This window comes from Mesorhizobium sp. J8 (genome assembly GCF_016591715.1).
Taxonomy (GTDB): Bacteria; Pseudomonadota; Alphaproteobacteria; order Rhizobiales; family Rhizobiaceae; genus Mesorhizobium.
This window is the reverse complement of the sequence record NZ_AP024109.1, coordinates 240,256-266,832: the sequence shown is the minus strand read 5'-3', so window position 1 is coordinate 266,832 and position 26,577 is coordinate 240,256. Positions and strand designations below refer to the sequence as shown.

The window sequence follows — 26,577 nt, the reverse complement described above, 5'->3', positions numbered from 1 at the left end:
CCCGGACAATCCTCCTCCTCAAGGGTACGGCGCAAAGGTCCGCCGACTTAAGAACGGTGCCGATCCGGCCGCGGTCGAGACACTAGACACTCATGTGACGTTCGTAAATAGTCCGATTTGTCTGACATTTTCGTGAGGATGGAAGCGCGCCCAAACCGGCGGGACCGCCGGGTCCCGAGCGAGCATCCCTCTCAACCGCCATCACCGGACGGAAGCCCGGGCGGCGACGGCGAGTTGACAGTAGAACGCTAACGACTATTAGTAAAGAGTATTAGTTATGGGACCAAGACGCGCGCTTTCGCAATGGAGGAGACGCTGGTCGGAAGACGCGCCGGGAGTGAGGAGGGCGAGCGCGGCGGTTGCCTGGGGCCACGCGGAAAATACGGGAATCGTCAGCATTGCTGACCTTGTCAGTCGGGTTTCGTTGCGAAGCGGCGCAGCCGGCAATTTGCATGCCGCGTCTGGTAATATGTATTAGTCAGCCGCGATCTCGATAAACGCACCGGCCTCGACCATCTTGCCGTTGCCGTCGGCCTTTGCTTTAGAGCCGGCTGGGTTTGGGAAACGACCATGAGCGAACCGACGGAACTCAGCGATCCTCCCGGGGCTTCCAGGCGCCGCAAGCCGGCCGCCAAGCCCAAGGGGCGCGTGACCATGACCGACATCGCGCGCGCGGCCGGCTGCTCGCAGGCGACGGTGTCGTTCGTGCTCAACAATTCGCCGGGCATCAGGCTGTCGCAGCAGACGCGCGACCGGGTCATCGAGGCGGCGCGGGCGCTGGGCTATTCGCCGCCGGTCTTCTCGGCGCTCCGGCCGCCGGTGACGCCGTTCGAAGGCTTGGACGGCGTCATCGGCTTCGCGGTCGACCAGCTCGCCACCAGCCCCGAGGCGGTGGTCGCCATCGAGGGCGCGCGGCAGGCCTCGTGGAACGCCGGCAATGTGCTTCTGGTAGCGCAAACCATGGGCGACGCGCTGATGGAGCCGCGCGCCATCCAGGCGCTGACGCGGCGGGGCATCTCGGCGCTGATCTATATGACCATTTTCACCCGCGAGATCACGGCGCCGGATTTCCTCTACAGCCTGGACATCCCGGTCATCCTGCTCAACTGCTACACCGCCGACTATGCCTTCCCGGCCGTGGTCCCCTCCGAGATCGCCGGCGGCCAGAGCGCGACCAGGCATCTGATCGCGCATGGCCATCGCCGTATCGCCACGATCACCGGCGAGCCGTGGATGCAGGCCGCGCAGGATCGGCTCAAGGGCTATCGGCGCGCCCTGGCCACCGCCGACATTCCCTTCGATCCGGAGCTGGTGGTCGAGGGCGACTGGTCGGCCAGCGCCGGCTATGCCGCGACGGTGAAGCTGCTCGCCCTGAAGGAGCGTCCCACCGCCATCTTCTGCCAGAACGACCGCACCGCGATCGGCTGCTACGAGGCGCTGAAGGAGGCCGGCCTGCATATCCCGCAGGACATTTCCGTGGTCGGTTACGACGACGAGGAGATCGCCCGTCATCTCTTCCCGCCGCTGACGACCTCGATCCTGCCGCATCTGGCGATGGGCCAATGGGCGATCGAGCAGCTCGAGACGCCGCCGACGCCCGGCCGCGGCCGCTATCCCATCACCAAGCTGGAGTGCCCGCTCGTGGAGCGGGAGAGCGTGGGGAGCGTAACCGCACAATTCCGGTGACCCGGCGCCGAGACCGGCTTATGACGCCGGCGCAAAGGGAGAGTTTGCCTTTGATCTTTATGGGCAGGCGGCGGCGCTGAACAGGGAGCTTCCTGCGGGCGAATTGATGCGGACGCTCGTGGCCGAAACAAGTGAGGTGTTCGAAACGCTCTCGGCCGGCAAAGTGATGCCTGCCTGAGCGAAGTCTCCGGTTCCAGGGGTCCCTGACAAGTCCCACCCGGATTGCGAAGATCAGCCGGCCAGCAGGGATGCCATCCGGTCGCGATCGATGATGTTGGCACTCGGCGGCAAGGGCTGACTGTCCAGCTCGGCCAGTTTTGCCGCGATATGCGGCCTGGCCATGACCTCCTGCGGCAGCGAAACGCACATCGCGATCTCGATCACGCCGCGAAACACGTCGGCATCCTCGCTTGCGGCGGCGAAAAGCCGGGCCATGACCGGATTGGGCAGCGGAACAGGAAGTCCATCCGCCAGGGCGTTCATCTCCGCGATCCGGGCACGGTCGGCGGCGATCTGGTTGCGATAGAACGGGCCGACCTGGCGCTCGGTCTCGGCATCATATTCTCGCGAGAATTCGGCAGGGTCGTCGATGTGCCGGCGAGCGACGTTCCTGAGCACCTGGGCGTGCACAAGGCCGACGCTCAAGCCCCGCCCGGCGGACGGATTGGTGCAGGCCCAAGCGTCGCCCACAGCCGCAAACCCGGTGACTACAGGCTGGCCGTCGACGACAAACCTCCTATAGCGGTCGAGAACGCCCGCCATCAGCAGGACATGCGTGATCGGCTCGCCGTCAAGCCAATGGGCCTGCATTGGACATGCCATGACGACACGGTGGAACGTGGCCGTGTCGCGCAAAGCCCGCATCGCCCTGTTTTTCGCCGAGGTGAACAGGGTGACCGACCAGGTGTCGTTGTCGCCATCCAGCGTAAGGATCGAGAACAGCCCCATCGGAGTGAGCAGGCGGCCCTTTCGGCGCGGCCGCTGCTTGCCCGTGAAATAGCGGGTGAAATAGACGAAATTGCTGTCCTCGGCTTCCTCGCTCGGACTGCGGCCTCCGGCGGCAATGATCCATTCGCAGGCAGGGCTTCGCCGCCCCATCGCATCGATCACCAGGTCGGCGCGAATCTCTTCGTCGGACGTCGTGCGAATGCCCGCAATATGCGGCACGCCGGGAATGGCTGAGGCTCCCGTGATCAGCTCACGAACCTTGATCCCCCGCCGGACCGTCACATTGGGCGCCGCTTGCGCCATCTCGGCTGTGGCCCATTCGATCACCGGCCGCCGGCCGGTGACGAAGCGCATGGCTTCGTCGCCCGGGCGGGGCGCCCTGTCCGTTATGGTCGGGGGCAACGATCCGGGGTCGAAAAAATCCATCCAGACGCAGCCGGCGCGCAGCAATATATCCGTAAGCCCGGGCAGTTCCTGATCGGCGACCATTCGGAAACGCGAGCTGAGGTTGTGAGGCTGCCTGAATTGCGCGACGCCGGGGCGCTCCCAGTCCCATCCTTGAATGGAACTCGAAGGCTGATCCGCCGGATCGGCCTCGAGGACCGTCACGTCATGACCGTCGCGGCCAAGCATGGCCGCCGTGCACAACCCGATTACGCCTCCACCGCAAATCAGGATCTTGCTCACCCCGTCCCCCAATGTCCGCGAGGGTCCGGCGCTATATTAGCTTCTGTACACGTTCCCGGCAACGTGCGGAGCCGGCCAGCTCCGACCCACTCCACGCTCGCGTGCAATCACGGACGGTCCGCTGCTTTCGTCGCTTGGCATGGCTCCCGCGCAGGTCTAGGCTGAGGTCCGCGAAGGGAGGGCGGGATGACATCAAGCTTCACCGTTCACGCCGCGTCCGGCTATGAGCAGCTCATGGGGCGCTGGAGCCGGAGGCTCGCGCCGAAATTCATCGACTTCGCCGGCCTGGGCGGCGGCGAAAAAATCCTCGACGTCGGCTGCGGCACCGGCAGCCTGACCTTCGAACTGGCGAAATCCGGTGATCTCGCCGAGATCCAGGCCATCGACTTCTCGCCGGTGTTCGTCGCGGCGGCGAGGGAGAAAAACACCGATCCGCGCATCACAATCAGCCAGGCCGATGCCACGGCGCTGCCTTTCGCCGACAACGTGTTCGACCGCGCGCTGGCGCTGCTGGTGCTGCACTTCGTGCCCGAGGCCGGCAAGGCGGTGGCCGAGATGCGCCGGGTGGTGCGGCCCGGCGGCGTGGTCGCTGCGGTCGTCTGGGATCACTATGGCGGCATGACCGGCATGCGCATGATCATCGACACCATAGCGGCGCTCAGCGAAAGCGGGCGCCAGATGCGCAGCCGCTATTGCTTCCAGCCGATGATGCAGCCGGGCGAGATGAAACGCACCTTTGTCGAGCAGGGTCTCGTCGACGTCACCGAAGCCGAGCTGACGATCCGGATGGACTACGCGGATTTCGACGACCTCTGGGCGCCGATCGGCGCCGGTGAAGGCCCGCTCGGCAGATACATGACCACGCTGGACGCGGCCGAGCAGAAGCGCGTCGAGGCCGCCATGCGCGATGCCTATCAGGCCGGCCGGCCCGACGGGCCGCGATCCTTCGCCAATGTCGCCTGGGCCTGCCGAGGCATCGTGCCCTGACATTCATGTCGACCGTGCGACACGGCATCGCGGCGTCGCATCAATTGCCGACGGCGGCTGCGGCATTGATCTCCCAGCCGTCGACCCAGACCTGCCGCAGCCGGTCGCCCTCGCCTTTGAACCACAGGCCCGCCGGCCGGCAGTCCTCGATCCGGTCGCTGCGGAAATTGCGGATGGCCTGGCGCAATTCGCACCAGGCGACGATGTTGGCGGTCTCGGCATAATAGATCAGCGCGACCGGGCGGATGATGCGGTTCGTCGCCCGCCCCGCTTCGTCGCGGTAGGAGAGGCTAAGCTTCTCCTCGTCGCGGATGGCGCGGCGGACCAGCGCGAGGTCGACCGCGGAGGCGGAAGGTGCTGCAAAACCCCAGGCGTGTAGCGCATTGGCGTCGAGCGTCTGCCGCAAGGGCGGCGGCACCGCGCCGGCGATCTTGGCGCCGACGCGTTTGGCCGCCTGTTTGAGCTCGTCGTCGCCGGTGCGCTCGAGCAGCGCCAGCGAGAGCACGATCGCCTCCATCTCCTCGATCGAGAACATCAGCGGCGGCAGGTCGAAGCCGGGCCGCAGGATGTAACCGATACCGCGCTCGCCCTCGATCGGCACGCGCATCGCCTGAAGCGCTGCAATGTCGCGATAGACCGAGCGCATGGTCACCTCCAGCCGCTCCGCGATCGTCGCCGCCGTCACCGGTTTCCTGGCCAGCCGCAGGATCTGGATGATCTCGAACAGGCGCGAGGCCTTGCGCATTTTTCCACCCGGCTGAAACGCAACTGACACACCCTCGTCAGTTGGCCTGACCTATAGGGCCGCCTACCGGCTTGAAAATCAACAGAATCCTTTAGGCGCTCGCGGCGGAGGCGACAGGCAACTGACATGAGCTATGGCGAAAACCTCTGGCTGTTCTTCGTGCTTCTGTTCGGCATCATCGCCGTTCCGGGCATGGACATGCTGTTCGTGCTGGCCAATGCGCTTACCGGCGGCAGCAACCGGGGCCTGGCGGCCACCGCCGGCATCATGCTCGGCGGCGCGGTGCACACGCTGAACGGGGCGGTCGGCGTCGGCCTGCTCATGCATTTCGTGCCGGTGCTGTTCACGCCGCTGCTGGTCGCCGGCGCCGCCTATATGGCCTATATCGGCGTTTCGCTGATGCGCAGCTCGATCACTGTCGGCGATGACGCGCCCGAAGGCAGCCGCTCGGCCTGGAAGGCGTTTCGCCAGGGCCTTGTCACCTGCCTGATCAATCCGAAAGCCTATCTCTTCATCCTTGCCGTCTATCCGCAATTCCTGAAGCCGGCCTACGGCCCGATCTGGATGCAGGCGGCCATCATGGGACTGCTGACGGTCGCCACGCAGGCGGCAATCTATGGCGGGCTCGCCGTCACCGCCGGCCGCAGCCGTGGGCTGCTGGTCGACAATCCGAGGGCGACCATCCTGGCCGGGCGCGGCGCCGGACTGCTTTTGTTTGCCGTTTCGATGTTCACAGCGTGGGAGGGGCTGAGGGCGGCGTGATTGCCGCCCTCGCCTTCTCGCTCACGCCGCGCCCTGACGGCTGGCGAGCAGCTCGCGCTTCACCGACCGGCGCCACTCGACGGCGCCGGCCAGGCCGTGCAGGACCGTCTCGGTGGTCGCCCAGTCGATGCAGCCGTCGGTGATGCTCTGGCCGTACACGAGCGGCTTGCCGGGCACGACGTCCTGGCGGCCGGCGACGAGATTGCTCTCGATCATGACGCCGATGATGCGCTCGTCGCCCGCCGCGACCTGGCCCGCCACATCATGCGCTACTTTCGGCTGGTTCTCCGGCTTCTTGGCGCTGTTGGCGTGGCTGACATCGATCATCAGCCGCGGCGCCACACCGATGCGGCCAAGCTCGGCGGCGGCCGCGTCGACGCTCGCGGCATCGTAGTTCGGCTGAATGCCGCCGCGCAGGATGACATGGCAATCCTCATTGCCGGTGGTCGCGGCGATCGCGCTGCGGCCGCCCTTGGTCACCGCCATGAAATGATGCGGCTGGGCGGCCGACTTCACCGCCTCACCGGCGATCCTGAGGTTGCCGTCGGTGCCGTTCTTGAAGCCGACCGGACAGGACAGGCCGGACGCCAGCTCGCGGTGGATCTGGCTTTCGGTGGTGCGCGCGCCGATGGCGCCCCAGGCGACGAGGTCGGCGATATATTGCGGCGTCGTCATGTCGAGGAATTCGGTCGCCGCCGGAAGGCCGAGATTGTTGACGGCCGACAGCACATTGCGCGCCATGCGCAAGCCCTTGTCGATGTTGAAGCTGCCGTCGAGATCGGGATCGTTGATGAGGCCCTTCCAGCCGACCGTGGTGCGCGGCTTCTCAAAATAGACGCGCATGACGATCTCGAGCCGGTCGGCCAGGGCCTCGCGCAGCGCCGCCAGACGGCTGGCGTAGTCCACGGCGGCGACCGGGTCGTGGATGGAACAAGGGCCGACGATGACCACCAGTCGATCGTCGGCCCCCGTGAGGATGGAATGGATGGCGTTGCGCGAAGCGGCAACGGTGCGCGTCGCCGTGAGCGAGCGCGGTATCTCGCGCATCACCTCGTCCGGCGTGCTCAGGACTTTGAGTTCCTTGACCCGAAGGTCGTCTGTGGTGGTCAACACGGCTTTCTGCTCCTGGTTAGGAGACCTGCCGGCTGAAACAAAAAAGCCGCCAGGTCTGGCGGCTTGTCGGATTTTGATCTGGAGTTTTCAGATCGAGCGCAATCCTCCCGCCGCCAGCGAGCTACCGTAGCTAAAGTACCAAAACGAGGCGGTCAGGTGGATCATGCGGCTCATATAGTCGATGCCGAAGCGCTTGTCACGTGTCTCGTTTGACGCAATTCCGAGCGGGAACCGCCTCACACTTTTCCTGAAATTGCTCTACTCCCCGATCACGCCGGCAATGTTCTGGTCATAATCGACCAACGAGCCGGTCATCACACCGGCCTGGGGACTCAGCATATAGGTGATCAGCCGGGCGAGCTGAGCGGGCTTCACCAACTGGCCCATCGGCTGCGCGGCTTCGGCCTTTTCCAACCAGTCGTCGGGCGCATCGTGCCATTTCTTCTGCACGATCGCCTCGCCCTCGGTGTCCATCCAGCCGGGCAGCACCGCGTTGCAGCGGATGCGGTTCTTCCGATAGGCGCTCGCGACATTCTTGGTCAGCGTCATCAGCGCGCCCTTGCTGGTCGAATAGGGCGTCAGGAAGGACTGGCCGGCATGCGCCGACATCGACAGCACATTGACGATCGAGCCCGGCGCGTTGCGCTCCAGGAGGTGTGTGACAAGGCCCTGCATCAGGAAGAAGGGCCCGCGCACATTGGTATCGAATATCTGGTCGAACAGTTCCTCGGTGGTCTCCACCAACGAGCCGCGCGCGGACGTGGCGGCGGCGTTGACCAGCGCGTTCAGCGTTCCGAAATGCTCGATCGCCGCCTCGACGGCGCGCTTGCAGTCGGCGACCTTGGCGACATCGGCGCTGATGAAGATGGCGTCGACGCCGCTCTTCTTCAGCACCGCGACCGCCTTGTCGCCTTTCTCCTGCGAGCGGCCGACCAGCGCCAGCGCGCGGCAGCCCTCGTCGGCAAGCGCTTCCGCGACGGCGAAGCCGATGCCCTGCGCACCGCCGGTGACGATGGCGCGCGTTTCCGAATTGCGACCGGCCAAACCGTTCATCGCTGTGCTCCTTGATCGAGGTAAGATGTTCAGGCGATACGGATGGTCTTGCCCGTCTTCGCCGATTCCAAGGCCGCGTCCGCCAGCTTCAGTGCAACGAGACCATCCTTGCCGCTCGGCGCCGCCTTCTCGCCCGCAGTTGCCGCGGCAATGAAGGATGAGATCTCGTTGGCATAGGCGTCGATGTAGCGGGTCATGAAAAAGTCGTGCAGCGGCGGGCGGGTGTAGCCCTTGTCGTTGGCGAGCTCGATCGACACCGGCCGCTGGTTCTCGGCCGCGACCATGCCCTTGGAGCCATGCACCTCAATGCGCTGGTCATAGCCATAGGTGGCGCGGCGCGAGTTGGAGATGACGGCCTGCTTGCCGGACGCCGTCTCGAGGATGACGCTGACCGAATCGAAATCGCCCGCTTCACCGATCTTCTTGTCGACCAGTACCGAAGCATGGGCGCTGACAGCGACGGGTTCTTCGCCCAGCAGGAAGCGGGCCATGTCGAAATCATGGATGGTCATATCGCGAAAGATGCCGCCGGAGCGGGCGATGTAGTCGAGCGGCGGGGCGCCAGGATCGCGCGACGTGATGGTGACCATCTCGACGTCGCCGATGGCGCCGTCGTCGATCGCCTTGCGGACGGCGGCGAAATGCGGGTCGAAGCGGCGGTTGAAGCCGACCATCAGCGTGGCGCCGGTCTGCTCGACCACCGCCAGGCATTTCTCGACGCGCTCGACCGAGAGGTCGATCGGCTTCTCGCAGAAGATCGCCTTGCCGGCCTTGGCGAAGCGCTCGATCAGATCGGCATGGGTGTCGGTCGGCGTGCAGATGATGACGGCGTCGATGTCCTTGGCCTTCTCGATGGCATCGATGGTGCGGACTTCCGCGCCATAGGCGGAGGCGAGCTCCGTCGCCGCTTTCTCGAAGGCGTCGGCCACGGCCACCAGCCTGGCCTGCGGGTTGGAGGCGACGGCGCGGGCATGCACCTTGCCGATACGGCCGGCGCCGAGGAGAGCGAAGCGGAGTGTCATGGAATGTCCTTCGAGGTGGGTTCTATAGGCATATCCGCGCCTGTCGGCGCGGAAGGTTGGTCGATTCCGTTATGAATCCGTCAGGCGGCCTGAAGCTCCGCCTGTCCGGTCTTGGCGCCGGTGATGTAGGCGACGATGTCGTTGCCGTCGGTGTCCTGCTTGCGCAAATTGGCGACGATGCGGCCGCGGCGGAAGACGACGATGCGGTCGACCAGGTCGAACACCTGGCGCATGTTGTGGCTGACCAGGATCAGCGGCTCGCCGTTTTCCTTCAACGTGCGGATGATGTTCTCGACCTGCGCGGTCTCCTGCACCCCGAGCGCCGCCGTCGGCTCGTCCATGATGATCAGCTTGGAGGCGAAGGTCGCGGTCCTGGCGATCGCCACGCACTGGCGCTGGCCGCCCGACATGTGGCGGATGGTGCTGGAGAGGTTGGGTATCTTCACCGCCGTGCGGACAAGCGCTGCTTCGGTCGCCTTGCGCATCGCCTTGCGGTCGAGGATCGAGAAGGGGCCGAGGTTGAACAGCACCTTCTCACGGCCGAGGAACAGGTTCGACGGCACGTCCAGGTCGTCGGCCAGAGCGAGGTTCTGGAACACGGTCTCGATGCCCGCCTCGCGCGCCTCGATCGGGCCGGAGAAATTCACCTCCTTGCCGTCGAACCAGATCTTGCCGCTGGTGCGCTGCTCGACGCCGGTGATCTGGCGCACGAAGGTAGACTTGCCGGCGCCGTTGTCGCCCATGATGGCGACATGCTCGCCCTTGCGCAGCTCGAAATTCGCCTCTTGCAGCGCATGCACGCCGCCATAGTGCTTGGTGAGGTTTTCGGTCTTCAGAACGATATCGGACATGGTCAAGCTCCTATCGCGCGGCGGCGCTGGCGCCATTGATCGAGAACGACCGCGCCGACGATGATCACGCCCTTGACCATCTCCTGATAATAGGCGTCGAGCCGCAGGAAGGTGAAGCCGGAAATGATGACGCCGAAGATCAGCGAGCCGATCACGGTGCCGATGATCGAGCCACGGCCGCCCGAGAGCGAGACGCCGCCGATGACGGCCATGGCGATGGCGTCGAGTTCATACATGACGCCCATGCCGGACTGGGCGGTGAGGTTCTTGGAGCAGAGCACCACAGCGGCCAAGGAGGCGAGGATGGCGGCGATGACGTAGACCAGCACCTTGTGGTTGGCGATCTTGATGCCGGACATGCGCGCGGCATCCTCGTTGGAGCCGATGGCGTAGCAGTGCTTGCCATATTTCGTGTAGGTCAAGATGAGCTGGAACAGGATCGCCAGCGAGATGAAGATGACGACCGGCATCAGGCCCTTGCCGATCGCGGCGAAGCTGTCGGTCGGAAACGAGATCGGCTCGCCCTTGGACCACCATTTGGCGATGCCGCGAGCGGTGACCATCATGCCGAGCGTAGCGATGAAGGGCGGGATGCGCGTATAGGCGATCAGCATACCGTTGACCAGGCCGGCGATGAGGCCGCAGCCTATGGCGACAAGCAAGGGCACGAGGACGGGCAGATCGACCCAGCCATAGGCAAGGAACATGGCCTTGGGGTTGGGATTGCCGTTGACGGTCGCCACCTGGGCAAAGCTCATCGCGATCATGGCCGTGGCGCCGACGACCGAGCCGGAAGACAGGTCGATGCCGCCGCTGATGATGACCTGAGTGACGCCGATGGCGATGATGCCGACGATCGAAACCTGCAGGATGATGATCTGCAGGCGCTGTTCGTTGAAGATCGCGTCAACGTTCGGACGCGTGTTGAACAGGAAACTGTCGCCGAGGAAGACACGGCCGATCAATTCGAACAGGCCGACCAGGATGACGAGCGCCAGGAACACATTGAACTCGGCCGGCCATGGGCGCTTCTTGGCGTCATAACTCAATCCGCCAATGCCATGCGATGTCTGTGACACGTCTTCTTCCTCCGAATGACCGCGCCCGCTCTCCCGCCCGACGGGGCGGGGGAGACAGGGAGCGGCGCCGCCACGCCAGCGGCCGTGATTTCAGCCAGTCCGATGTGCCGGCGCGCCGCTCCTCGGTTTGTCTTCACGCCATTCCTTCTGGAAAAGCGCCACGCGCTTTTCCCGGAATTGCGTTGGCGGCGCCTCAGTTCTTCTTCAAGAACTTGTCGATGTTCGCCGGCGTGACGAGCTGGAACGGGATGTAGACCTTGTGTTCCACCTTCTCGCCCTTGGCGAGCTTCAGCGCCGCGTCGAGCGCGCCGGCGCCTTGACCGGCCGCGTCCTGGAACACGGTCACCTTCAAGTCACCTGCCTGCATCGCCGCGAGCGCGTCCTGGGTCGCGTCGACACCGCCCACGACCATGGTCTTCATGTCGATGTTGGCGGCCTTCATCGCCTGGATGGCGCCGATTGCGCTTTCGTCGTTGTTGGCAATGACGCCATCGAACTGCTTGGCGGCCGACAGCCAGTTGGTCATCAGGTTCTGCGCCTGGTCGCGCTGCCAGTTCGAGGTCTGCTTGTCGATGATCTTGATGAAGTTGCAGTCCGGCGTGGCGATCACTTCCTCGATGTCCTTGGTGCGCTGCACCGCGGCCTGGTTGGAAAGCTCGCCCATGATCACATAGACATTGGCTTCCTTCTTGCCGGCTTCCTTGAACAAGCGGCAGACTTCCTTGGTCTCGAGCGTGCCGGATTCGGCCTCATTCGACGCGACGAAGGCTTGGTTGTCCGGCAGCGTATCGACATTGATCGGCTGGCGGTTGACGTAAACCAGCGGGATCTTGGCGGCGGCCGCGGCGTCGGACATCGCCTGGGTGGCCGAGGTGTCGACCGGGTTGACGATGATGGCGTCGACGCCCGAAGCGGCGAAGTTCTTGATCTGGTCGAGCTGCTTGGCGACATCGTTCTGCGCGTCCTCGACCTGCAGCTCGACACCGCTCATGCCCTTGGCCTGAGCGATCATGCCGTTGCGCAGCACAGTCAGGAAGTTGTCGTCGAAACGCGCCATCGAAACACCGATCTTGGCGGCGAAGGCGGATGAACACATCAGCGCCGAAAGCGCGACGCCCAAAAGAAGTTTCTTCATTTTATTCTCCTCCACTTGGTGTCCGGCTGCACCCATTGAACCGGAATCCCCGGTTTGCCCGGGGAATCTCTCCCTGCGGCCATGCGGCGTCGCCAATTCGATTGGAACGCCCCTTCCTCCGTTCGAACAGACGTTCCGGAACGAAAGAACCAAAAGGCCTAGTTGGTGAAATATTTATTCCATTTCGTTTTTGAAACGTCAAGGGAGATTCCGACCGGGGCGGCCGGTTTTTCGATCGCTATCGGCGTGGCGATGGTTCACGACCACCTTCGTGGGAGCCGGAATCGCGGCAAACCGACATGAAAGAATCCATCAGGCTGATGGATTCTTTCATGTCGATCTCATCACTCCGGGGTCTAGATGTTTTCCGGCAGATAGATGTCGAAGGGCAGGAAGGTCTGCCCGGGCGCATTGGCGGCGCCGCTTTCGATGGCATGGGCCATCAGCCCGACGAGCTCCCGGCAAAGCGCCGCGAGCGGCGTCGAGATCACCATGGTGAGGATGTTGTCGGCAAGCGCCGCGCGCGAGACGGCGTTGATCTCGTTGCAGATGACGACCGGCATCTCGGCAGGCTTTGCCGTCCGCAGCGCCGAGACCGCGCCTTCCATGCCGCCGCCGGCGACGTAGCAGCCGGCAAGATCGGGATGGCGCGCCAGAAGGTCGAGCATGGCGTCATGCGTCACGTCATTGGCCTCGAGGTTGACCAGCGTCTCCATCACGGTGAAGTCCGGCGCGTGCTCGCGAAAGAATGAGCGAAAGCCGATCTCGCGCAGCTCGTGGCCGTGGAAGCGGTGGCTGCCGACGAAGAGCGCGACCTTGCCCGGCTTCCTGGCGGCCTTGGCGATCATCCAGGCCGCGCTGCGCCCGACCTTGCGGTTGTCGAGCCCGACATAGCCCTCGCGGATGCCGGCGGCAAAATCCGACAGCAGCGAGAAGACCGGTTGCCCCCTGGCCTTCAGCGTCTCCACGACCGCGGTCAGGTTGGGATGGTCCGGGCCGACGACCGCGATGGCTCTCGACTTGGCCGCCAGTTTGCGCATCTGGGCGGCGATCTCGTCAGGTGCCAGGGAAGCGGCGAACTCGACCGTCGCGACGCCGCGGAAACGCTGCGACTGCGCGACCGCCAGCTCGAGCTCCCTGGCGAAATCGCCGTAGAAGACGTCATTGCCCCTGAGCAGCAGGAAGCCGAGCCTGTATTCCGGCAATTCCTGGCGCATGCGCTGCTTGATCAGTCCTGCCGCGTGGTAGCCGATCTCAGTGGCGGCGTCGTAGACCCGGCGCGCCGTTTCCTCGCGCACCGGCAGGCGGCTGTTCAGCACCCGGTCGACGGTGGCGACGCTGACGCCGGAGACGCGCGCGAGATCGGTGATGGTCGGCCGCTTCGCCATGAATGCTTCCTCGCTTGTCCCACTCCGGATATCCAACTCAGCACATATCTCATTCTGATAGGAAATGATAGAAACTATCTTTGTGATGTTGAGACTATCAGACCTTGCGGATATGCTGAAGCCCGAAAGTCAGCGATGTGCGAGCCCTGCATGGTCAGGGCGGTGCGCCAAGGGCCGGCGGAGGAACCCCAATGACGGCAATCACGTCTTCGGCGGCGTCGCCGCGCGACTACAGCCTGACCGGGCGAGACGCCAGGCTCGCGGTCGAGACCGGGCTCGCGGCGGCCGAGTGGTATCACACCGAGATCCCGCGCAAGCAGATGAAGGAGCTGATGCAGCGCTCCGACCAGCCGGCGATCCGCGACACCATCATCTGGCTGGCCGCTTTCATCGCCAGCGCCGCGGGCGGCATCTGGTTCTGGGGCAGCTGGTGGTGCGTGCCGTTCTTTTTCGTCTATGGCACGCTCTACGGCTCCTCGACCGATTCCCGCTGGCACGAATGCGGCCACGGCACGGCCTTCCGCACGCAGTGGATGAACGACGCCGTCTACCAGCTCGCCTGCTTCATGATCATGCGCAATCCGGTGACCTGGTGCTGGAGCCACACGCGCCACCACACCGACACCATCATCGTCGGCCGCGACCCGGAAATCGCCGTCATGCGCCCGCCGGATCTGTTGCGCGTGGTGCTGAACTTCTTCGGCATTCTCGACGCCTGGCACGCGATGACCGACATGGTGCGCAATGCCGCCGGCATCATCAGCGCCGCGGAAAAGACCTTCATTCCCGAACAGGAGCAGCCGAAGGCGATCCGGGTGGCCCGCATATGGCTCGCCATCTACATCACGACCATCGCCTTGGCGCTCTACCTGCATTCCTGGCTGCCGCTGATGCTGATCGGCCTGCCCCGGCTCTATGGCGCCTGGCATCATGTGATGACCGGCCTGTTGCAGCATGGCGGCCTTGCCGACAACGTCGTCGACCATCGGCTCAACAGCCGCACCGTCTACATGAATCCGATCAGCCGGTTCATCTACTGGAACATGAACTACCATGTGGAGCACCACATGTTCCCGATGGTGCCCTACCACGCGCTGCCGAAGCTGCATGAGATGATCAAGCACGACCTGCCGGCGCCGACGCCGTCGATCCTGGCCGGCTACCGCGAGATGATCCCGGCCTTCCTGCGCCAGCTGCGCAACGAGGATTATTTCCTCAAGCGCGCGCTGCCGCCGACGGCGAAGCCCTACAGAGAAGAATTCCACAACGATAACAATCCGGTGGCGGCCGCGGCTGAGTGAGCTGCCTGAGTGCTTAACCGACAACCGATTTTTCGCGGAGAACAAGATGAGCGACTGGGTCGAGGCCTGCGCGGCCGGAGACATCGACGAGGAGGATGTGATGCGGTTCGACCATGCCGGGCGCACCTTCGCCATCTACCGCAGCCCGGACGATGAGTATTTCGCGACAGACGGCTTGTGCACGCATGAAAAGGTGCATCTGGCCGACGGGCTGGTGATGGACGACATCATCGAATGCCCGAAGCACAATGGCCGCTTCAACTACAAGACCGGTGACGCTCGCGGCGCGCCGGTCTGCGTCAATTTGAAGACCTATCCGGTCAAGGTCGATGACGGCAAAGTCCTGATCCGGATCGGATGAAGACCATGATGGGGATGGTGATCATCGGCGCGGGCGAGTGCGGCGGGCGCGCGGCGCTCGCGCTCCGCGATCTCGGTTATGAAGGGCCGGTGACGCTGGTCGGTGACGAGCCGCACCTGCCCTATGAGCGGCCGCCGCTGTCGAAGGAAGCGATGATCGGCGAAGCGCCAGCCATCAAGTCGATCGCCACAGACGAGCTGTTCGCCGAACGCGCTATCCGGCATATCCGTTCGGTCCGAGCCACGGCGATCGACCGCGCCGCGCATGTCGTGCGGCTGTCGGACGGTTCTTCCCTTTCCTACGACAAGTTGCTGCTGGCCACCGGCTCCGTGCCGCGCCAACTGCCGATGCCGGGGCTTGGGGGCCGCTGCGTCTATCTCCGGACCTTCAACGATGCGCTCGCCATCCGCGCCCATCTCCGCACCGGAAACCGCGTCGCCATCATCGGCGGCGGGTTCATCGGGCTGGAACTGGCAGCCTCGGCGCGCAAGCTCGGCGCTGCCGTCAGCGTCATCGAGGCGCAGCCGCGCATCCTGATGCGCGGCGTGCCGGCCGAGATCGCCGAGGTGATCCACAAAGCGCATGAGGCCGAGGGCGTTGCGATCCGCACCGGCCAGGGGCTCGCTGCGATAGCCGATGACGGCAAGGAAGTCGCCATCACGCTGGCCAACGGACAGACGATCGTATCCGATCTCGCTGTCATCGGCATCGGCGCCGTGCCGGTGACGGCGCTTGCCGCCGAGGCGGGGCTCGCAATCGACAACGGCATCGCCGTGGACGAGCAATTGCGCACCGTCGACGCGGATGTCTTCGCCGCCGGCGATTGCTGCTCGTTCCCGCTCGCCGTCTATGGCGGGCGGCGCGTGCGTCTCGAAGCCTGGCGCAATGCGCAGGAACAGGGCGCCTTGGCCGCCAGGAACATGCTGGGCGCCGGTGAGGCGCATGCCGCCGTGCCGTGGTTCTGGTCGGATCAGTATGGGCTCACCTTGCAGATCGCCGGGCTTTCGGACGAAGGCAGGAGCATCGTGCGGCGCGACCTCGACGATGGCGCCTTCATCCTGTTCCATCTGGCCGATGACGGCAGGCTGGTCGCCGCCAGCGGCATCGGCCCCGGCACTGCCGTGGCGCGCGACATCCGCCTGGCGGAAATGCTGATCGCCAGGCAGGCGAGCCCGGCGCCGGAGGCGCTCGGCTCGCAAGCGGTCAAGTTGAAATCGCTGCTGGCGGCGTGAGGTCCGGCTAGAAAAGCGCCTTCAGCTCATCCAGCTTGTCGTTGACCAGCCAGCCGTAATAGTTCTCCTCGGGCAGCTTTTCCGGCTGTCCGGCGGCGCGGCGCTTTTCGTTCTCGGCCTTCAGCGCATAGGCGCGCTGTTCGGGATTGCCGACATTGTAGAGCGTAGCGGTGAGGCCCGGATTGTGCGAGATGTCGAAGCCGGCGATGCTGCGATAGGCGTCGATCGACTTCCTGATGGTCGCGGCGACGTAAGGCAGCGTCAGATCCGGGTCCATGATGGTCTTGTAGACCGTGTTGGGATCATCGATATCGAGCTTCGGCAGGCCGGAGACCTTGTGCACCAGATCGCTCATCTGGAGCGCGGTCAACGGGTTCAACTGGCCGAGGCCGAAGGTCTGGCCGGCATAATAGGGCTGGAAGAAGGTGGCGCCGAAGCGGTCGTTGGGGAAATCCTCGCCGCCGACGGTCTTGCCGCGGAAGGAGCGGTTCCAGACCTGCTCACGGCATTCCCACAGATCGTAGCTGTCGTCCATGCCGGCGCATTTCTTGAATTCCGGCCGCTGGACGAAATCCGAGATGTCCTCGCCGTGATAGGCGAAGGAAAGCTTGCTCGACAGGTAGGAGATTGCCTTGACGTAGTAGGTCTGCAAACGGTCGTAGGCGTCGACATTGTAGGTGTGCTCGCCGACGATGGCGCCGACGATATGCATGGGGTCGATGCCGTAGGCCGCCGCCACCTTCCTGATCTTGCCGCGCAATTCGGCATCGTTCTGCAAGAGCGCGTAGACCTTGCGGTACTTGGCCTGGAAGGTGGTGTTGGTGGCCTGGGTGCGCCGGCTGGAGGCGCCCGGAATATCCGGCTGCACGCTGTTGCGGTTGCCTGGAGGCACCATCGTCGCGGCGTTGGCGGTTGCCACCGCCGCCGCCAAGGCCATGCCGAGAAAAAGCAGGATAAGTTTCTTCATACGCCGCCGCTTTCGAATGCGCGGCAAACTAGGTAAAGCGCGCCGCGGAGTCGAGAGAAGGCTTCGCGCCGCCACCAAGAATGGTGGCCAGATGCTTCCATTTGGCCACACTTTCAGTTGGAAGGCGGTTCGGGCAGGCCTGAAGGCCAGCCCGAATTCACGGCAGCGTTTAAAGGATGAAGCGCGACAGGTCGGTGTTGCGCGACAGGTCGCCGACATGCTTCTCGACATAGGCGGCGTCGATGGTGACCGTCGTGCCGTGCCGATCGGGCGCGTCGTAGGAAATCTCGTCCAGCACGCGCTCCATCACCGTCTGCAGGCGCCGGGCGCCGATATTCTCGACGCTCGAATTGAGCTCGACCGCGATGCCGGCAAGCGAATCGATGGCGTCGTCGGTGAAGGTCAGCTCGACGCCTTCGGTCTTCATCAGCGCGATATACTGCTTGATGAGGCTGGCCTCGGTCTCGGTCAGGATGCGGACGAAGTCGGACTTTTCCAGCGCACGCAGCTCGACGCGGATCGGCAGGCGGCCCTGCAGCTCCGGCAGAAGGTCGGACGGCTTGGAGACGTGGAAGGCGCCGGACGCGATGAACAATATATGGTCGGTCTTGATCGGCCCATACTTGGTCGCGACCGTGGTGCCTTCGACCAGCGGCAGCAGGTCGCGCTGCACGCCTTCGCGCGAGGGACCGCCGGAAACGTCGCTCCTGGCGGCGATCTTGTCGATCTCGTCGAGGAAGACGATGCCGTCATTCTCGGCCGATTCCAGCGCCCGGCGCACCACCTCGTCCTGGTCGAGCAGCTTGTCGGACTCGTCGTTGACCAGCAGCGCGTAGGAATCGCGCACCGTGGTCTTGCGGGTCTTGGTCTTGCGGCCGCCCATCGCCTTCGACAGCATGTCGTTGATGTTGAGCACGCCGACATTGGCGCCCGGCATGCCGGGGATCTCGAAGCCGGGCATGCCGCCGGTGCCGGTGTCGGCCACCTCGATCTCGATCTCCTTGTCGTCGAGCTCGCCGTCGCGCAGTTTCTTGCGGAAGGAGTCGCGGGTCGCCGGGCTCGCCGTCTTGCCGACGAGGGCTTCCAGCACGCGTTCCTCGGCATTGATCTGGGCGCGCGCGGTGACGTCCTCGCGCATCTTCTCGCGCGTCAGGCCGATGGCGACCTCGACGAGGTCGCGCACGATCTGCTCGACGTCGCGGCCGACATAGCCGACCTCGGTGAATTTGGTTGCCTCGACCTTGACGAAGGGCGCTCCGGCGAGCCGCGCCAGGCGGCGCGAGATCTCGGTCTTGCCGACGCCGGTCGGGCCGATCATCAGGATGTTCTTCGGCATCACCTCTTCGCGCATCTGGCCTTCCAGCTGCTGGCGGCGCCAGCGGTTGCGCAAGGCAATCGCCACGGCGCGCTTGGCGTCCTTCTGGCCGATGATGAAGCGGTCGAGTTCCGAAACGATTTCACGGGGAGAAAAGGTGCTCATATCACTCAAATTCCACTTTGCCACTGCCTGATAAACTCGAACGGATGCAGCAGCATGATCACGTTGAGCGTCAGATTGTCCCGGATGATGTAACCCGTGCCGAGCTCGAAGATGAGCGCCAGGGCCACGACCACCCATATAGGTAGCTTTCGCGCCATCACAAATCCCAGCGCCATGAACAGCGTGTCGGACACCGAGTTGATGATCGAATCGCCGTAATAGCTGAGCGAGATGGTGCCGGCGCGGTAGCGCTCGATGATGAAGGGGCTGTTCTCCAGGATCTCCCATCCGCCTTCGATAAGGAAGGCGAAGGCGAGCCTCAGTCCGATGGGCGAGCGCGGGAACAGCGCCCACGCCAGCGCATAGAACAGGAAGCCGTGGATGACGTGCGAGAAGGTGTACCAGTCGGCGATATGCTGGGAGTTCTCCGAACTGTTGACGACGCCGTGCCAGAGCTTGACGTAGCCGCAGGTGCAGATCGGCGGGTGACCCATGCCGTACAAGGCCCCCGCCTGGAATATGATCAGAGCGAGCGCGAGCAGCAGGCCCATGCGCCAGCTGTCTTCATAGGCCGAAAGCGTCTTGTCCTCTCCAGATGCGGTCATCGCCTCAGTCCCCCAGATGCTCGTCGTCCTCGGCCGCGTCGACGGCCATCAGCACGACGTCCCCATATTGCGAATGCCTGCGGCCGATCGGCCTGAAGCCGGCCTTCTCATAGGCGCGGATCGCGCGGCCATTGTCGGGATGCGGATCGATGATGACGCGCGGCGCGCCCTCTTCGAACAACTCGTCGACGAACTGGCGCACGATGGCCGAGCCGTGGCCGACGCCGACCAGCTCCGGCGGGCCGATCGTGAGGTCGATGCCCAGCGTGCCGAAGGGCTGATCGGCATAGGGATGGTCGTCCTCCATATGCGGATCGTAGCTCTGCAGATAGGCGATCGGCCTGCCGTCCAGCTCGACAATCAGCGGCTCCACCGAAACCGAATCCATATGCTCGCGGATCTCGGCGATCTCCTTGTCCGGATCGTCCCACCACTGGGCGACATGCGGCTCGCGCAGCCACCGGGCGATGATAGGCAGATCCTTTTCCGTGACCGGCCGAAAATCGTAGCTATGTTCCCGTTCGACCATGACCTTGCCCAAAAACCGGTTCCCACTTCTTGGGGTCATGGTTGGTCTTTCCCTGATTGACCATGATCTTGTCCGAAAACCGGTGGCCACTTTTCGGGATCATAGTCGCTCAAGCCGCATCGAGCGTTTCGACGACGAAATTGTTGTTGGTGTAGACGCAGATGTCGGAAGCGATCTGCATCGCCTTGCGGGCGATCTCCTCGGCGTCCTTGTCGGTGTCGATCAGCGCGCGGGCCGCGGCCAGCGCGTAATTGCCGCCGGAACCGATGGCCATGACGCCATGCTCGGGCTCGAGCACGTCGCCATTGCCGGTCAGCGCCAGCGAGACCGATTTGTCGGCGACCAGCATCATCGCTTCCAGGCGGCGCAGATAGCGGTCGGTGCGCCAATCCTTGGCGAGCTCGACGCAGGCGCGCGTCAGCTGGTCCGGATATTGTTCGAGCTTGGCTTCGAGCCGCTCGAGCAGGGTGAAGGCATCGGCGGTAGCGCCGGCGAAGCCGGCAATGACGCTGCCGCCCTTGCCGATGCGGCGCACCTTGCGGGCGTTGCCCTTCATGATCGTCTGGCCAAGGCTGACCTGCCCGTCGCCGGCGATCACCACCTTGTTGCCCTTGCGCACGCTGACGATGGTCGTGGCGTGCATGGTGAGTTCATTCGACATTTTGAGCTCCGATTCGCGCTATCCCTTGAAAAGGCGATTGGCGCGGTACGAGTAAGTTTGATCGGCCATATGTATGCATAGGGCGAAGGATTGCAAACCGCCCCCGGCCCGGGCCGATAGCGGCCGGAATGGCAACTGGCAATCGCCGGATCATGCTGATAGAAGGCATTCGTTTTCAAGCCCCGGGCCTCCGAACAGGGCAACAAGGACAAAGCGATGACGCGTTCGGCCGAAGTCAGCCGCAAGACCAAGGAAACCGAGATTTCGGTCTCGGTCCATGTCGACGGCAAGGGAAAATCCGACATTTCGACCGGCGTCGGCTTCTTCGACCATATGCTCGACCAGCTGTCGCGGCATTCGCTGATCGATATGACGGTCAAGGCCAAGGGCGACCTGCATATCGACGACCACCACACGGTCGAGGACACCGGCATCGCGATCGGCCAGGCCTTGAGCAAGGCGCTCGGCGAGCGGCGCGGCATCATGCGCTACGCCTCGATCGAGCTTGCCATGGACGAGACGCTGACCCGCGCGGCGATCGACGTTTCCGGCCGGCCGTTCCTGGTCTGGAACGTGGCGTTCTCGTCGCCGAAGGTCGGCACGTTCGACACCGAGCTGGTGCGAGAATTCTTCCAGGCGCTGGCGCAGAATGCCGGCATCACGCTGCATGTGACCAACCATTACGGCGCCAACAATCATCACATCGCCGAAACCTGCTTCAAGGCGGTGGCGCGCGTGCTGCGGGCAGCACTCGAGCCGGATCCGCGCCAGCCGGATGCCGTGCCGTCCACCAAGGGATCCCTGAAAGGATAACCCTATGGCGATCTATGTCGTGATGGCGCCGCCGGTCGGCGACAAAGCCGAAGACGCAATTTTCGTGCGCGACAGCTTCACCTGGCTGGGCTTCGTGGTCGCGCCGCTTTGGCTCGCATGGCACCGGCTGTGGATCGAGGCGGCCTTGACCTTCGCCGTCATGGCAATCCTGTCGGTGGCCGGCGAGAGACTCGGGCTCGAAGGGGCCGGATCGCTGCTGTCGCTGCTGGTCTCGCTCTATATAGGCTTCGAAGGCCAGGCGCTGCGCATCGCTTCGCTGCGCCGGCGCGGCTGGCGCGAATGGGGCGTGGTCGAGGCCGGCAATCTCGCCGATGCCGAGACGCGCCACGCGCTGGAAGCCGGCGAGGAGAGCGAGGAGCAGCCGGCCCTGCCACGCATCGTGCCGGATGCATCGCAGGCCCGTCCGCCGCAGACAGGCATGGCGCTCGGCCTGACCCATACGCCTGGAAGGCCCTGAGATGCGGGTAGCCATCATCGATTACGGCTCGGGCAATCTGCGCTCGGCCACCAAGGCCTTCGAGCGAGCCGCACGCGAGGCAGGCCTTGCCGCGACGATCGAGCTGACGGCCGACGCCGAACGGGTGCGTTCCGCCGACCGCATCGTGCTGCCGGGCGTCGGCGCCTATGCCGACTGCGCCGCCGGCCTGCATGCGGTGGACGGCATGTGGGAGGCGGTGGAAGACGTTGCCCTTCGTAAAGGGCGGCCGTTTCTCGGCATCTGCGTCGGCATGCAGCTGATGTCGGAACGCGGGTTGGAGAAGACCGTCACCAGGGGCCTCGGCTGGATCGCCGGCGACGTCAAGGAGATCCAACCCTCCGATCCGGCGCTGAAGGTCCCGCAGATCGGCTGGAACACGATCGAGCTTATCCGCCCGCATCCGCTGTTTTCCGGCATCGAGACCGGCCCGAAGGGGCTGCACGCCTATTTCGTCCATTCCTACCATCTGGACGCGAAGAACCCGGCTGAGATCGTGGCGACCACCGACTATGGCGGCGCGGTGACGGCGGCGGTCGCGCGCGGCAACCTCGCCGGCACGCAGTTCCATCCCGAGAAGAGCCAGGCGCTCGGCCTGGCCTTGATCACCAACTTCCTGAAATGGAGGCCCTGACATGAGCAAGAAGGGCTATTGGATGGCGATGATCGATGTCCGCGATCCGGATGTCTACAAGCAGTATATCGAAGCGAATGCCGTCGCCTTCGCGAAATACGGCGCGAAGTTCCCGGTCCGGGCGGGCCGCTACGAGAGTCCGGAAGGAGCGACCGGCAACCGGCACGTGCTGGTCGAATTCGAATCCTACGACAAGGCGGTCGAATGCTATCATTCGCCTGAATATCAGCATGCCTCGAAGTTCCGGCTCGCCGCATCGACCGGTCATTTCGTCATCGTCGAGGGCGCCTGATCCATGATCCTGTTTCCAGCGATCGACCTCAAGGACGGCCAATGCGTGCGCCTGAGGCACGGCGACATGGCCACTGCGACCATCTACAACGACGATCCCGCCGCGCAGGCCAAGGCGTTCGAGGATCAGGGCTTCGAGTGGCTGCATGTCGTCGACCTCAACGGCGCCTTCAAGGGCCAGAGCGTCAATTCCGCGGCGGTCGGCGCCATCCTGAAGGCGACGAAGAACCCAGTGCAGCTCGGCGGTGGCATCCGCACCCTGGCGCAGATCGAGGACTGGCTGGATCGCGGCCTCGCCCGCGTCATTTTGGGCACGATCGCGGTGCGGGAGCCGGAGCTGGTCAAGCAAGCCTGCAAGGCTTTTCCCGGCAAGGTCGCCGTCGGCATCGACGCCAGGGGCGGCAAGGTCGCGGTCGAAGGCTGGGCCGAGGCCTCCGAGCTCGGCGTCATAGAGCTTGCCAAGAAATTCGAGGGCGCGGGCGCGGCCGCCATCATCTACACCGACATCGACCGCGACGGCGTGCTTTCCGGCATCAACTGGGATTCGACGATCAGCCTCGCCGAGGCGGTGTCCATTCCGGTGATCGCATCGGGCGGCCTCGCCTCGATCGCCGACATCGTGCGCATGACCATGCCCGATGCGCAAAAACTCGAAGGCGCGATCTCCGGCCGCGCCCTATATGACGGGCGTATCGACCCGGCCGAGGCGCTGGCGATCCTGCGCGGCGAGCGGGCGGAGGCAGAATAGTGAACATTTCGATCATCCTGGCATCCTATGACAGCGGCCATTTCCATGGCGGCTGCGGCCAGGGCCCGGACGCGCTGATCTCAGGCGGGCTGGCCGAGGCGCTGAAGCTCGCCGGCCACGATGTCGAGGTGAACGACATCGGTAAAGCGGTCGAGGACGAAGACGAGCGCGAGATCGGCACGGGATTTGCCGTCTGCAACGCGGTCTCGGGCGAAGTCCGGATGGCGCTGGACAAGAAGCGGTTTCCGATCGTTCTGGCCGGCAACTGCCTGACCGCCGCCGGCGCGGTGGCCGGCGCCGGCGCCGACGCCATCGTCTGGGCCGACCAGCATGGCGACCTCAACACGCCGGAAACCACCACGACGGGCTTTCTCGACGGCATGGCGCTGGCGACCGTGCTGGGCCTCTGCTGGCGAGCGATGGCGGCGCAGATCCCGGGCTTCAAGCCGGTCGATCCGTCGCGCTGCGTCCTAGTCAATGCGCGCGACCTCGACAGCGCGGAAAAGGACCTGCTGGAAAAGCTGCCGATCATCCGAACCGAATGCCCGGACTGGAAGGCTGCTGCGCAAAGGCTGAAGGTCGACGGGGCAAACCGGGTGCATATGCATGTCGACCTCGACGTGCACGACCCCGAGAAGCTGCAGGCCAACCGCTACACCACGCCCGGCGGTCCGGCACCGGAGCAGGTGCGCACCGCCATGTGCGGCCTCGCCGGGCCGCTCCGCATCGCCGGGCTCACCATTTCCGCCTACGATCCGGCCTTCGATCCGAAGGGCGACGTGCCGCCGCTGGTCGGCGAGCTGGTGGTCGACCTGCTCTCGACGCTGGAGGGCAAGTGATGCTCAAGGCACGCGTCATCCCTTGCCTCGACGTCAAGAACGGCCGCGTCGTCAAGGGCGTCAACTTCGTCGATCTCGTCGATGCGGGCGATCCGGTGGAGGCCGCCAAGGCCTATGACGCGGCCGGCGCCGACGAGCTCTGCTTCCTCGACATCACCGCATCGTCCGACAATCGCGAGACGATCTTCGACGTGGTCGCCAGGACGGCCGAACAGTGCTTCATGCCGCTCACCGTCGGCGGCGGTGTGCGCCAAGTGGCCGATATCCGCAAGCTGCTGCTGGCCGGCGCCGACAAGGTATCGATCAACACCGCGGCGGTGAAGAATCCGGATTTCGTCGCGGAAGCGGCCGACAAGTTCGGCAACCAGTGCATCGTCGTGGCGATCGACGCCAAGAAGGTGTCGGCGCAAGGCGAGACCGACCGTTGGGAGATCTTCACCCATGGCGGGCGCGAGAAGACAGGCATCGACGCGGTCGACTTTGCCAGGCGCATGGTGGAGCGCGGCGCCGGCGAGATCCTTTTGACCTCGATGGACCGCGACGGCACCAAGGCCGGGTACGACATTGCGCTCACCCGGGTGATCGCCGACGCCGTGCGCGTGCCGGTGATCGCCTCCGGCGGCGTCGGAACGCTCGATCACCTGGTCGAAGGCATCCGCGACGGCCATGCCGGCGCCGTGCTTGCCGCCTCGATCTTCCATTTCGGCACCTACACGATCGCCCAAGCCAAGGCGCATATGGCCAAGGCAGGCCTGCCGATGCGGCTGGACTCGGTTGCCCATGGGGCATAAATAACTGTTATGGCAGACTTTTCACTCGCCGAGCTGGAACAGATCATTGATCAGCGCGCCCATTCCGGCGACCCGGACTCGTGGACGGCGAAACTGTTCGCCAAGGGCATGGACAAGGCGGCCCAGAAGCTCGGCGAGGAGGCTGTGGAAGCGGTGATCGCCGCCATCCGCGGCGACCGCCAGGCCCTCGTTTCGGAAAGCGCCGATCTTCTGTATCATTGGCTGGTCGTCCTCGGCATAGCGGGCATTCCGCTCGACGACGTGCTGAAGGAGCTCGAGGGCCGAACCAGCCGCTCGGGCATCGCCGAAAAGGCGGCCCGGTCAAAGGGCTGAAAGAAACGGATAGCGCATGATGTCGCCGGAAAACCGCTTCGCACCTTTCGGCATCGTGCTCTAGGAGGGCAGGAAACCCGATGGACCAGCTGGCTCCGACCGAGAAGTACTCCCCTTTTCGATTCTTCTCCGCCGAGCAATGGTCGCAGTTCCGCGCCGACACGCCGCTGACGCTGAGCGGGGACGAGATCGACAGGCTGCGTTCGCTCAACGACCCGGTCGACCTCGAAGAGGTCAAGCGCATCTACCTGTCGCTGTCCCGACTTTTGTCGGCGCATGTCGAGGCGAGCCAACTTCTTTACCGGCAGCGCCAGGCCTTCTTCAAGGCGCAGGACGTGGTCAAGACGCCGTTCATCATCGGCATCGCCGGCTCGGTCGCGGTCGGCAAGTCGACCACGGCGCGCGTGCTGAAGGAGTTGCTGGCGCGCTGGCCGTCGAGCCCGAAGGTCGACCTCATCACCACCGATGGCTTCCTGTTGCCCAACGAGATCCTGCGCCGCGACAATCTGATGGAGCGCAAGGGCTTTCCGGAGAGCTACGACGTCGGCGCGCTGCTGAGATTCCTGTCCGGCATCAAGTCGGGGCAGCGCGATGTCCGCGCGCCGGTCTATTCGCACCTGACCTATGACGTCATTCCGGGCGAGTTCGTCACCATCGACCGGCCGGACATCCTGATCTTCGAAGGCATCAACGTGCTGCAACCGGGCAAGCTGCCGAAGGACGGCAAGATCGTGCCGTTCCTATCCGACTTCTTCGATTTCGCCATCTATATCGATGCCGACGAGAAGCTGATCCATCAGTGGTACATCCAGCGTTTCATGCGGCTGCGCGAAACCGCTTTCCGCAACCCGCACTCCTTCTTCCACCGCTATTCGCAGCTCTCCGAGGATGCCGCGCGCGCCATCGCCGAGGGGCTGTGGGCGAACATCAACCTGAAGAACCTGCGCGAGAACATCCTGCCGACCAGGGCGCGCGCCGACCTCATCCTGCGCAAGGGCGCCAACCACCTGATCGAGGAAGTGGCGCTGAGGAAGCTGTGA

The 26,577-nt window shown here is 64.5% G+C and carries 29 protein-coding genes; 15 read left to right on the top strand and 14 right to left on the bottom strand.

All coding sequences use genetic code 11. The features are described from left to right. The first annotated feature begins 570 nt into the window (after positions 1 to 570). Positions 571 to 1,686, top strand: coding sequence for a LacI family DNA-binding transcriptional regulator (locus MJ8_RS01355; RefSeq protein ID WP_201412740.1), 1,116 nt, complete (start codon positions 571 to 573; stop codon positions 1,684 to 1,686). Positions 1,687 to 1,917: 231 nt separating this feature from the next. On the opposite strand, the gene MJ8_RS01350 is transcribed toward MJ8_RS01355, so the two are convergent. Further along, a complete protein-coding gene (locus tag MJ8_RS01350) occupies positions 1,918 to 3,267 on the bottom strand; it encodes an FAD-dependent oxidoreductase (RefSeq protein ID WP_412177138.1) in 1,350 nt (449 codons plus the stop codon). 240 nt (positions 3,268 to 3,507) lie between these two features. Here MJ8_RS01350 and MJ8_RS01345 point away from each other — a divergent pair, with 240 nt between their 5' ends. Continuing rightward, positions 3,508 to 4,308, top strand: a complete 801-nt coding sequence (locus MJ8_RS01345; RefSeq protein WP_201412738.1) for a class I SAM-dependent methyltransferase — start codon at positions 3,508 to 3,510, stop codon at positions 4,306 to 4,308. A gap of 40 nt (positions 4,309 to 4,348) precedes the next feature. On the opposite strand, the gene MJ8_RS01340 is transcribed toward MJ8_RS01345, so the two are convergent. After that, positions 4,349 to 5,053, bottom strand: a complete 705-nt coding sequence (locus MJ8_RS01340; protein WP_201412737.1) for a helix-turn-helix transcriptional regulator — start codon at positions 5,051 to 5,053, stop codon at positions 4,349 to 4,351. A gap of 126 nt (positions 5,054 to 5,179) precedes the next feature. On the opposite strand from MJ8_RS01340, the gene MJ8_RS01335 reads away from it, so the two are divergent. Next, positions 5,180 to 5,815: a LysE family translocator gene (locus MJ8_RS01335; protein WP_201412736.1), complete on the top strand. Its 636-nt coding sequence runs from the start codon at positions 5,180 to 5,182 to the stop codon at positions 5,813 to 5,815. Positions 5,816 to 5,836: 21 nt separating this feature from the next. Here the strand turns inward: MJ8_RS01335 and MJ8_RS01330 are convergent, their stop codons facing one another. The 7 genes from MJ8_RS01330 to MJ8_RS01300 form a co-directional block, all read right to left on the bottom strand. Further along, positions 5,837 to 6,928: a 3-deoxy-7-phosphoheptulonate synthase gene (locus MJ8_RS01330; RefSeq protein WP_201412735.1), complete on the bottom strand. Its 1,092-nt coding sequence runs from the start codon at positions 6,926 to 6,928 to the stop codon at positions 5,837 to 5,839. A 258-nt stretch (positions 6,929 to 7,186) separates the two neighbouring features. Then, a complete protein-coding gene (locus MJ8_RS01325; RefSeq protein WP_201412734.1) occupies positions 7,187 to 7,981 on the bottom strand; it encodes an SDR family oxidoreductase in 795 nt (264 codons plus the stop codon). A gap of 29 nt (positions 7,982 to 8,010) precedes the next feature. Then, positions 8,011 to 9,003, bottom strand: coding sequence for an inositol 2-dehydrogenase (gene iolG / locus MJ8_RS01320; protein WP_201412733.1), 993 nt, complete (start codon positions 9,001 to 9,003; stop codon positions 8,011 to 8,013). 80 nt (positions 9,004 to 9,083) lie between these two features. After that, the gene (locus tag MJ8_RS01315; RefSeq protein WP_201412732.1) at positions 9,084 to 9,854 is read right to left on the bottom strand and encodes an ATP-binding cassette domain-containing protein; all 771 of its coding nucleotides are present in this window, start codon (positions 9,852 to 9,854) and stop codon (positions 9,084 to 9,086) included. 2 nt (positions 9,855 to 9,856) lie between these two features. Continuing rightward, positions 9,857 to 10,933, bottom strand: a complete 1,077-nt coding sequence (locus MJ8_RS01310; RefSeq protein ID WP_201412731.1) for an ABC transporter permease — start codon at positions 10,931 to 10,933, stop codon at positions 9,857 to 9,859. 193 nt (positions 10,934 to 11,126) lie between these two features. Further along, complete coding sequence (locus tag MJ8_RS01305; protein WP_201412730.1) at positions 11,127 to 12,068, bottom strand: sugar ABC transporter substrate-binding protein; 942 nt, start codon at positions 12,066 to 12,068, stop codon at positions 11,127 to 11,129. A gap of 356 nt (positions 12,069 to 12,424) precedes the next feature. Beyond that, the gene (locus MJ8_RS01300; RefSeq protein ID WP_201412729.1) at positions 12,425 to 13,456 is read right to left on the bottom strand and encodes a LacI family DNA-binding transcriptional regulator; all 1,032 of its coding nucleotides are present in this window, start codon (positions 13,454 to 13,456) and stop codon (positions 12,425 to 12,427) included. A gap of 191 nt (positions 13,457 to 13,647) precedes the next feature. Here MJ8_RS01300 and MJ8_RS01295 point away from each other — a divergent pair, with 191 nt between their 5' ends. The 3 genes from MJ8_RS01295 to MJ8_RS01285 are packed head-to-tail and all read left to right on the top strand — an operon-like array spanning position 13,648 to position 16,350. Further along, entirely contained in the window at positions 13,648 to 14,757 is a 1,110-nt protein-coding gene (locus MJ8_RS01295; RefSeq protein WP_201412728.1) for a fatty acid desaturase family protein, read from the top strand. Between the two features lie 46 nt (positions 14,758 to 14,803). Next, the gene (locus MJ8_RS01290; protein ID WP_201412727.1) at positions 14,804 to 15,118 is read left to right on the top strand and encodes a MocE family 2Fe-2S type ferredoxin; all 315 of its coding nucleotides are present in this window, start codon (positions 14,804 to 14,806) and stop codon (positions 15,116 to 15,118) included. Then, positions 15,115 to 16,350, top strand: a complete 1,236-nt coding sequence (locus tag MJ8_RS01285) for an NAD(P)/FAD-dependent oxidoreductase (protein WP_412177087.1) — start codon at positions 15,115 to 15,117, stop codon at positions 16,348 to 16,350. The genes MJ8_RS01290 and MJ8_RS01285 overlap by 4 nt, the downstream gene beginning before the upstream one ends. A 7-nt stretch (positions 16,351 to 16,357) precedes the next feature. On the opposite strand, the gene MJ8_RS01280 is transcribed toward MJ8_RS01285, so the two are convergent. The 5 genes from MJ8_RS01280 to hslV form a co-directional block, all read right to left on the bottom strand. After that, the gene (locus MJ8_RS01280) at positions 16,358 to 17,392 is read right to left on the bottom strand and encodes a DUF1402 family protein (RefSeq protein WP_412177086.1); all 1,035 of its coding nucleotides are present in this window, start codon (positions 17,390 to 17,392) and stop codon (positions 16,358 to 16,360) included. A gap of 94 nt (positions 17,393 to 17,486) precedes the next feature. After that, positions 17,487 to 18,797, bottom strand: coding sequence for an ATP-dependent protease ATPase subunit HslU (gene hslU / locus MJ8_RS01275; protein ID WP_201412725.1), 1,311 nt, complete (start codon positions 18,795 to 18,797; stop codon positions 17,487 to 17,489). A gap of 5 nt (positions 18,798 to 18,802) precedes the next feature. Further along, positions 18,803 to 19,402, bottom strand: coding sequence for a DUF2585 domain-containing protein (locus tag MJ8_RS01270; protein ID WP_201412724.1), 600 nt, complete (start codon positions 19,400 to 19,402; stop codon positions 18,803 to 18,805). Positions 19,403 to 19,406: 4 nt separating this feature from the next. Further along, a complete protein-coding gene (locus tag MJ8_RS01265) occupies positions 19,407 to 19,931 on the bottom strand; it encodes a GNAT family N-acetyltransferase (protein ID WP_201412723.1) in 525 nt (174 codons plus the stop codon). Between the two features lie 109 nt (positions 19,932 to 20,040). Beyond that, positions 20,041 to 20,592, bottom strand: coding sequence for an ATP-dependent protease subunit HslV (hslV, locus tag MJ8_RS01260; RefSeq protein WP_201412722.1), 552 nt, complete (start codon positions 20,590 to 20,592; stop codon positions 20,041 to 20,043). Between the two features lie 216 nt (positions 20,593 to 20,808). Between hslV and hisB the strand changes: the two genes are divergently transcribed. From hisB to coaA, 9 genes are all read left to right on the top strand, one after another. Continuing rightward, positions 20,809 to 21,405: an imidazoleglycerol-phosphate dehydratase HisB gene (hisB, locus tag MJ8_RS01255; protein WP_201412721.1), complete on the top strand. Its 597-nt coding sequence runs from the start codon at positions 20,809 to 20,811 to the stop codon at positions 21,403 to 21,405. 4 nt (positions 21,406 to 21,409) lie between these two features. After that, the gene (locus tag MJ8_RS01250) at positions 21,410 to 21,883 is read left to right on the top strand and encodes a DUF2628 domain-containing protein (protein ID WP_201412720.1); all 474 of its coding nucleotides are present in this window, start codon (positions 21,410 to 21,412) and stop codon (positions 21,881 to 21,883) included. A 1-nt stretch (position 21,884) separates the two neighbouring features. Then, positions 21,885 to 22,535 carry an imidazole glycerol phosphate synthase subunit HisH gene (hisH, locus tag MJ8_RS01245; protein WP_201412719.1) on the top strand — a complete coding sequence of 217 codons (651 nt, stop codon included), beginning with the start codon at positions 21,885 to 21,887 and terminating at the stop codon, positions 22,533 to 22,535. 1 nt (position 22,536) lies between these two features. Then, entirely contained in the window at positions 22,537 to 22,827 is a 291-nt protein-coding gene (locus MJ8_RS01240; protein WP_201412718.1) for a DUF1330 domain-containing protein, read from the top strand. Positions 22,828 to 22,830: 3 nt separating this feature from the next. Continuing rightward, a complete protein-coding gene (gene hisA, locus MJ8_RS01235) occupies positions 22,831 to 23,574 on the top strand; it encodes a 1-(5-phosphoribosyl)-5-[(5-phosphoribosylamino)methylideneamino]imidazole-4-carboxamide isomerase (RefSeq protein WP_201412717.1) in 744 nt (247 codons plus the stop codon). Next, positions 23,574 to 24,413 (top strand): arginase family protein, encoded by an 840-nt coding sequence (locus MJ8_RS01230; protein WP_201412716.1) that lies wholly within the window; start codon positions 23,574 to 23,576, stop codon positions 24,411 to 24,413. The genes hisA and MJ8_RS01230 overlap by 1 nt, the downstream gene beginning before the upstream one ends. After that, positions 24,410 to 25,204, top strand: a complete 795-nt coding sequence (hisF, locus tag MJ8_RS01225) for an imidazole glycerol phosphate synthase subunit HisF (protein ID WP_201412715.1) — start codon at positions 24,410 to 24,412, stop codon at positions 25,202 to 25,204. Before MJ8_RS01230 ends, hisF begins: the two co-directional genes overlap by 4 nt. Positions 25,205 to 25,213: 9 nt before the next feature. Further along, positions 25,214 to 25,537, top strand: coding sequence for a phosphoribosyl-ATP diphosphatase (locus tag MJ8_RS01220; protein WP_201412714.1), 324 nt, complete (start codon positions 25,214 to 25,216; stop codon positions 25,535 to 25,537). 80 nt (positions 25,538 to 25,617) lie between these two features. Then, positions 25,618 to 26,577 (top strand): type I pantothenate kinase, encoded by a 960-nt coding sequence (gene coaA / locus MJ8_RS01215; RefSeq protein WP_201412713.1) that lies wholly within the window; start codon positions 25,618 to 25,620, stop codon positions 26,575 to 26,577.

What these genes read in the sequence shown, in the direction of transcription:
- MJ8_RS01295 (WP_201412728.1), top strand. Translation starts at nt 13,648, where the DNA reads ATGACGGCAATCACGTCTTCGGCGGCGTCGCCGCGCGACTACAGCCTG.
- hslV (WP_201412722.1), bottom strand. Translation starts at nt 20,592, where the DNA reads ATGTCGAATGAACTCACCATGCACGCCACGACCATCGTCAGCGTGCGC.
- MJ8_RS01340 (WP_201412737.1), bottom strand. Translation starts at nt 5,053, where the DNA reads ATGCGCAAGGCCTCGCGCCTGTTCGAGATCATCCAGATCCTGCGGCTG.
- MJ8_RS01355 (WP_201412740.1), top strand. Translation starts at nt 571, where the DNA reads ATGAGCGAACCGACGGAACTCAGCGATCCTCCCGGGGCTTCCAGGCGC.
- MJ8_RS01325 (WP_201412734.1), bottom strand. Translation starts at nt 7,981, where the DNA reads ATGAACGGTTTGGCCGGTCGCAATTCGGAAACGCGCGCCATCGTCACC.
- MJ8_RS01345 (WP_201412738.1), top strand. Translation starts at nt 3,508, where the DNA reads ATGACATCAAGCTTCACCGTTCACGCCGCGTCCGGCTATGAGCAGCTC.
- iolG (WP_201412733.1), bottom strand. Translation starts at nt 9,003, where the DNA reads ATGACACTCCGCTTCGCTCTCCTCGGCGCCGGCCGTATCGGCAAGGTG.
- MJ8_RS01290 (WP_201412727.1), top strand. Translation starts at nt 14,804, where the DNA reads ATGAGCGACTGGGTCGAGGCCTGCGCGGCCGGAGACATCGACGAGGAG.
- MJ8_RS01270 (WP_201412724.1), bottom strand. Translation starts at nt 19,402, where the DNA reads ATGACCGCATCTGGAGAGGACAAGACGCTTTCGGCCTATGAAGACAGC.
- MJ8_RS01315 (WP_201412732.1), bottom strand. Translation starts at nt 9,854, where the DNA reads ATGTCCGATATCGTTCTGAAGACCGAAAACCTCACCAAGCACTATGGC.
- MJ8_RS01220 (WP_201412714.1), top strand. Translation starts at nt 25,214, where the DNA reads ATGGCAGACTTTTCACTCGCCGAGCTGGAACAGATCATTGATCAGCGC.
- MJ8_RS01265 (WP_201412723.1), bottom strand. Translation starts at nt 19,931, where the DNA reads ATGGTCGAACGGGAACATAGCTACGATTTTCGGCCGGTCACGGAAAAG.
- MJ8_RS01300 (WP_201412729.1), bottom strand. Translation starts at nt 13,456, where the DNA reads ATGGCGAAGCGGCCGACCATCACCGATCTCGCGCGCGTCTCCGGCGTC.
- MJ8_RS01240 (WP_201412718.1), top strand. Translation starts at nt 22,537, where the DNA reads ATGAGCAAGAAGGGCTATTGGATGGCGATGATCGATGTCCGCGATCCG.
- hisA (WP_201412717.1), top strand. Translation starts at nt 22,831, where the DNA reads ATGATCCTGTTTCCAGCGATCGACCTCAAGGACGGCCAATGCGTGCGC.
- hisH (WP_201412719.1), top strand. Translation starts at nt 21,885, where the DNA reads ATGCGGGTAGCCATCATCGATTACGGCTCGGGCAATCTGCGCTCGGCC.
- MJ8_RS01335 (WP_201412736.1), top strand. Translation starts at nt 5,180, where the DNA reads ATGAGCTATGGCGAAAACCTCTGGCTGTTCTTCGTGCTTCTGTTCGGC.
- hslU (WP_201412725.1), bottom strand. Translation starts at nt 18,797, where the DNA reads ATGAGCACCTTTTCTCCCCGTGAAATCGTTTCGGAACTCGACCGCTTC.
- coaA (WP_201412713.1), top strand. Translation starts at nt 25,618, where the DNA reads ATGGACCAGCTGGCTCCGACCGAGAAGTACTCCCCTTTTCGATTCTTC.
- hisB (WP_201412721.1), top strand. Translation starts at nt 20,809, where the DNA reads ATGACGCGTTCGGCCGAAGTCAGCCGCAAGACCAAGGAAACCGAGATT.
- MJ8_RS01305 (WP_201412730.1), bottom strand. Translation starts at nt 12,068, where the DNA reads ATGAAGAAACTTCTTTTGGGCGTCGCGCTTTCGGCGCTGATGTGTTCA.
- MJ8_RS01285 (WP_412177087.1), top strand. Translation starts at nt 15,115, where the DNA reads ATGAAGACCATGATGGGGATGGTGATCATCGGCGCGGGCGAGTGCGGC.
- MJ8_RS01250 (WP_201412720.1), top strand. Translation starts at nt 21,410, where the DNA reads ATGGCGATCTATGTCGTGATGGCGCCGCCGGTCGGCGACAAAGCCGAA.
- MJ8_RS01350 (WP_412177138.1), bottom strand. Translation starts at nt 3,267, where the DNA reads ATGCTTGGCCGCGACGGTCATGACGTGACGGTCCTCGAGGCCGATCCG.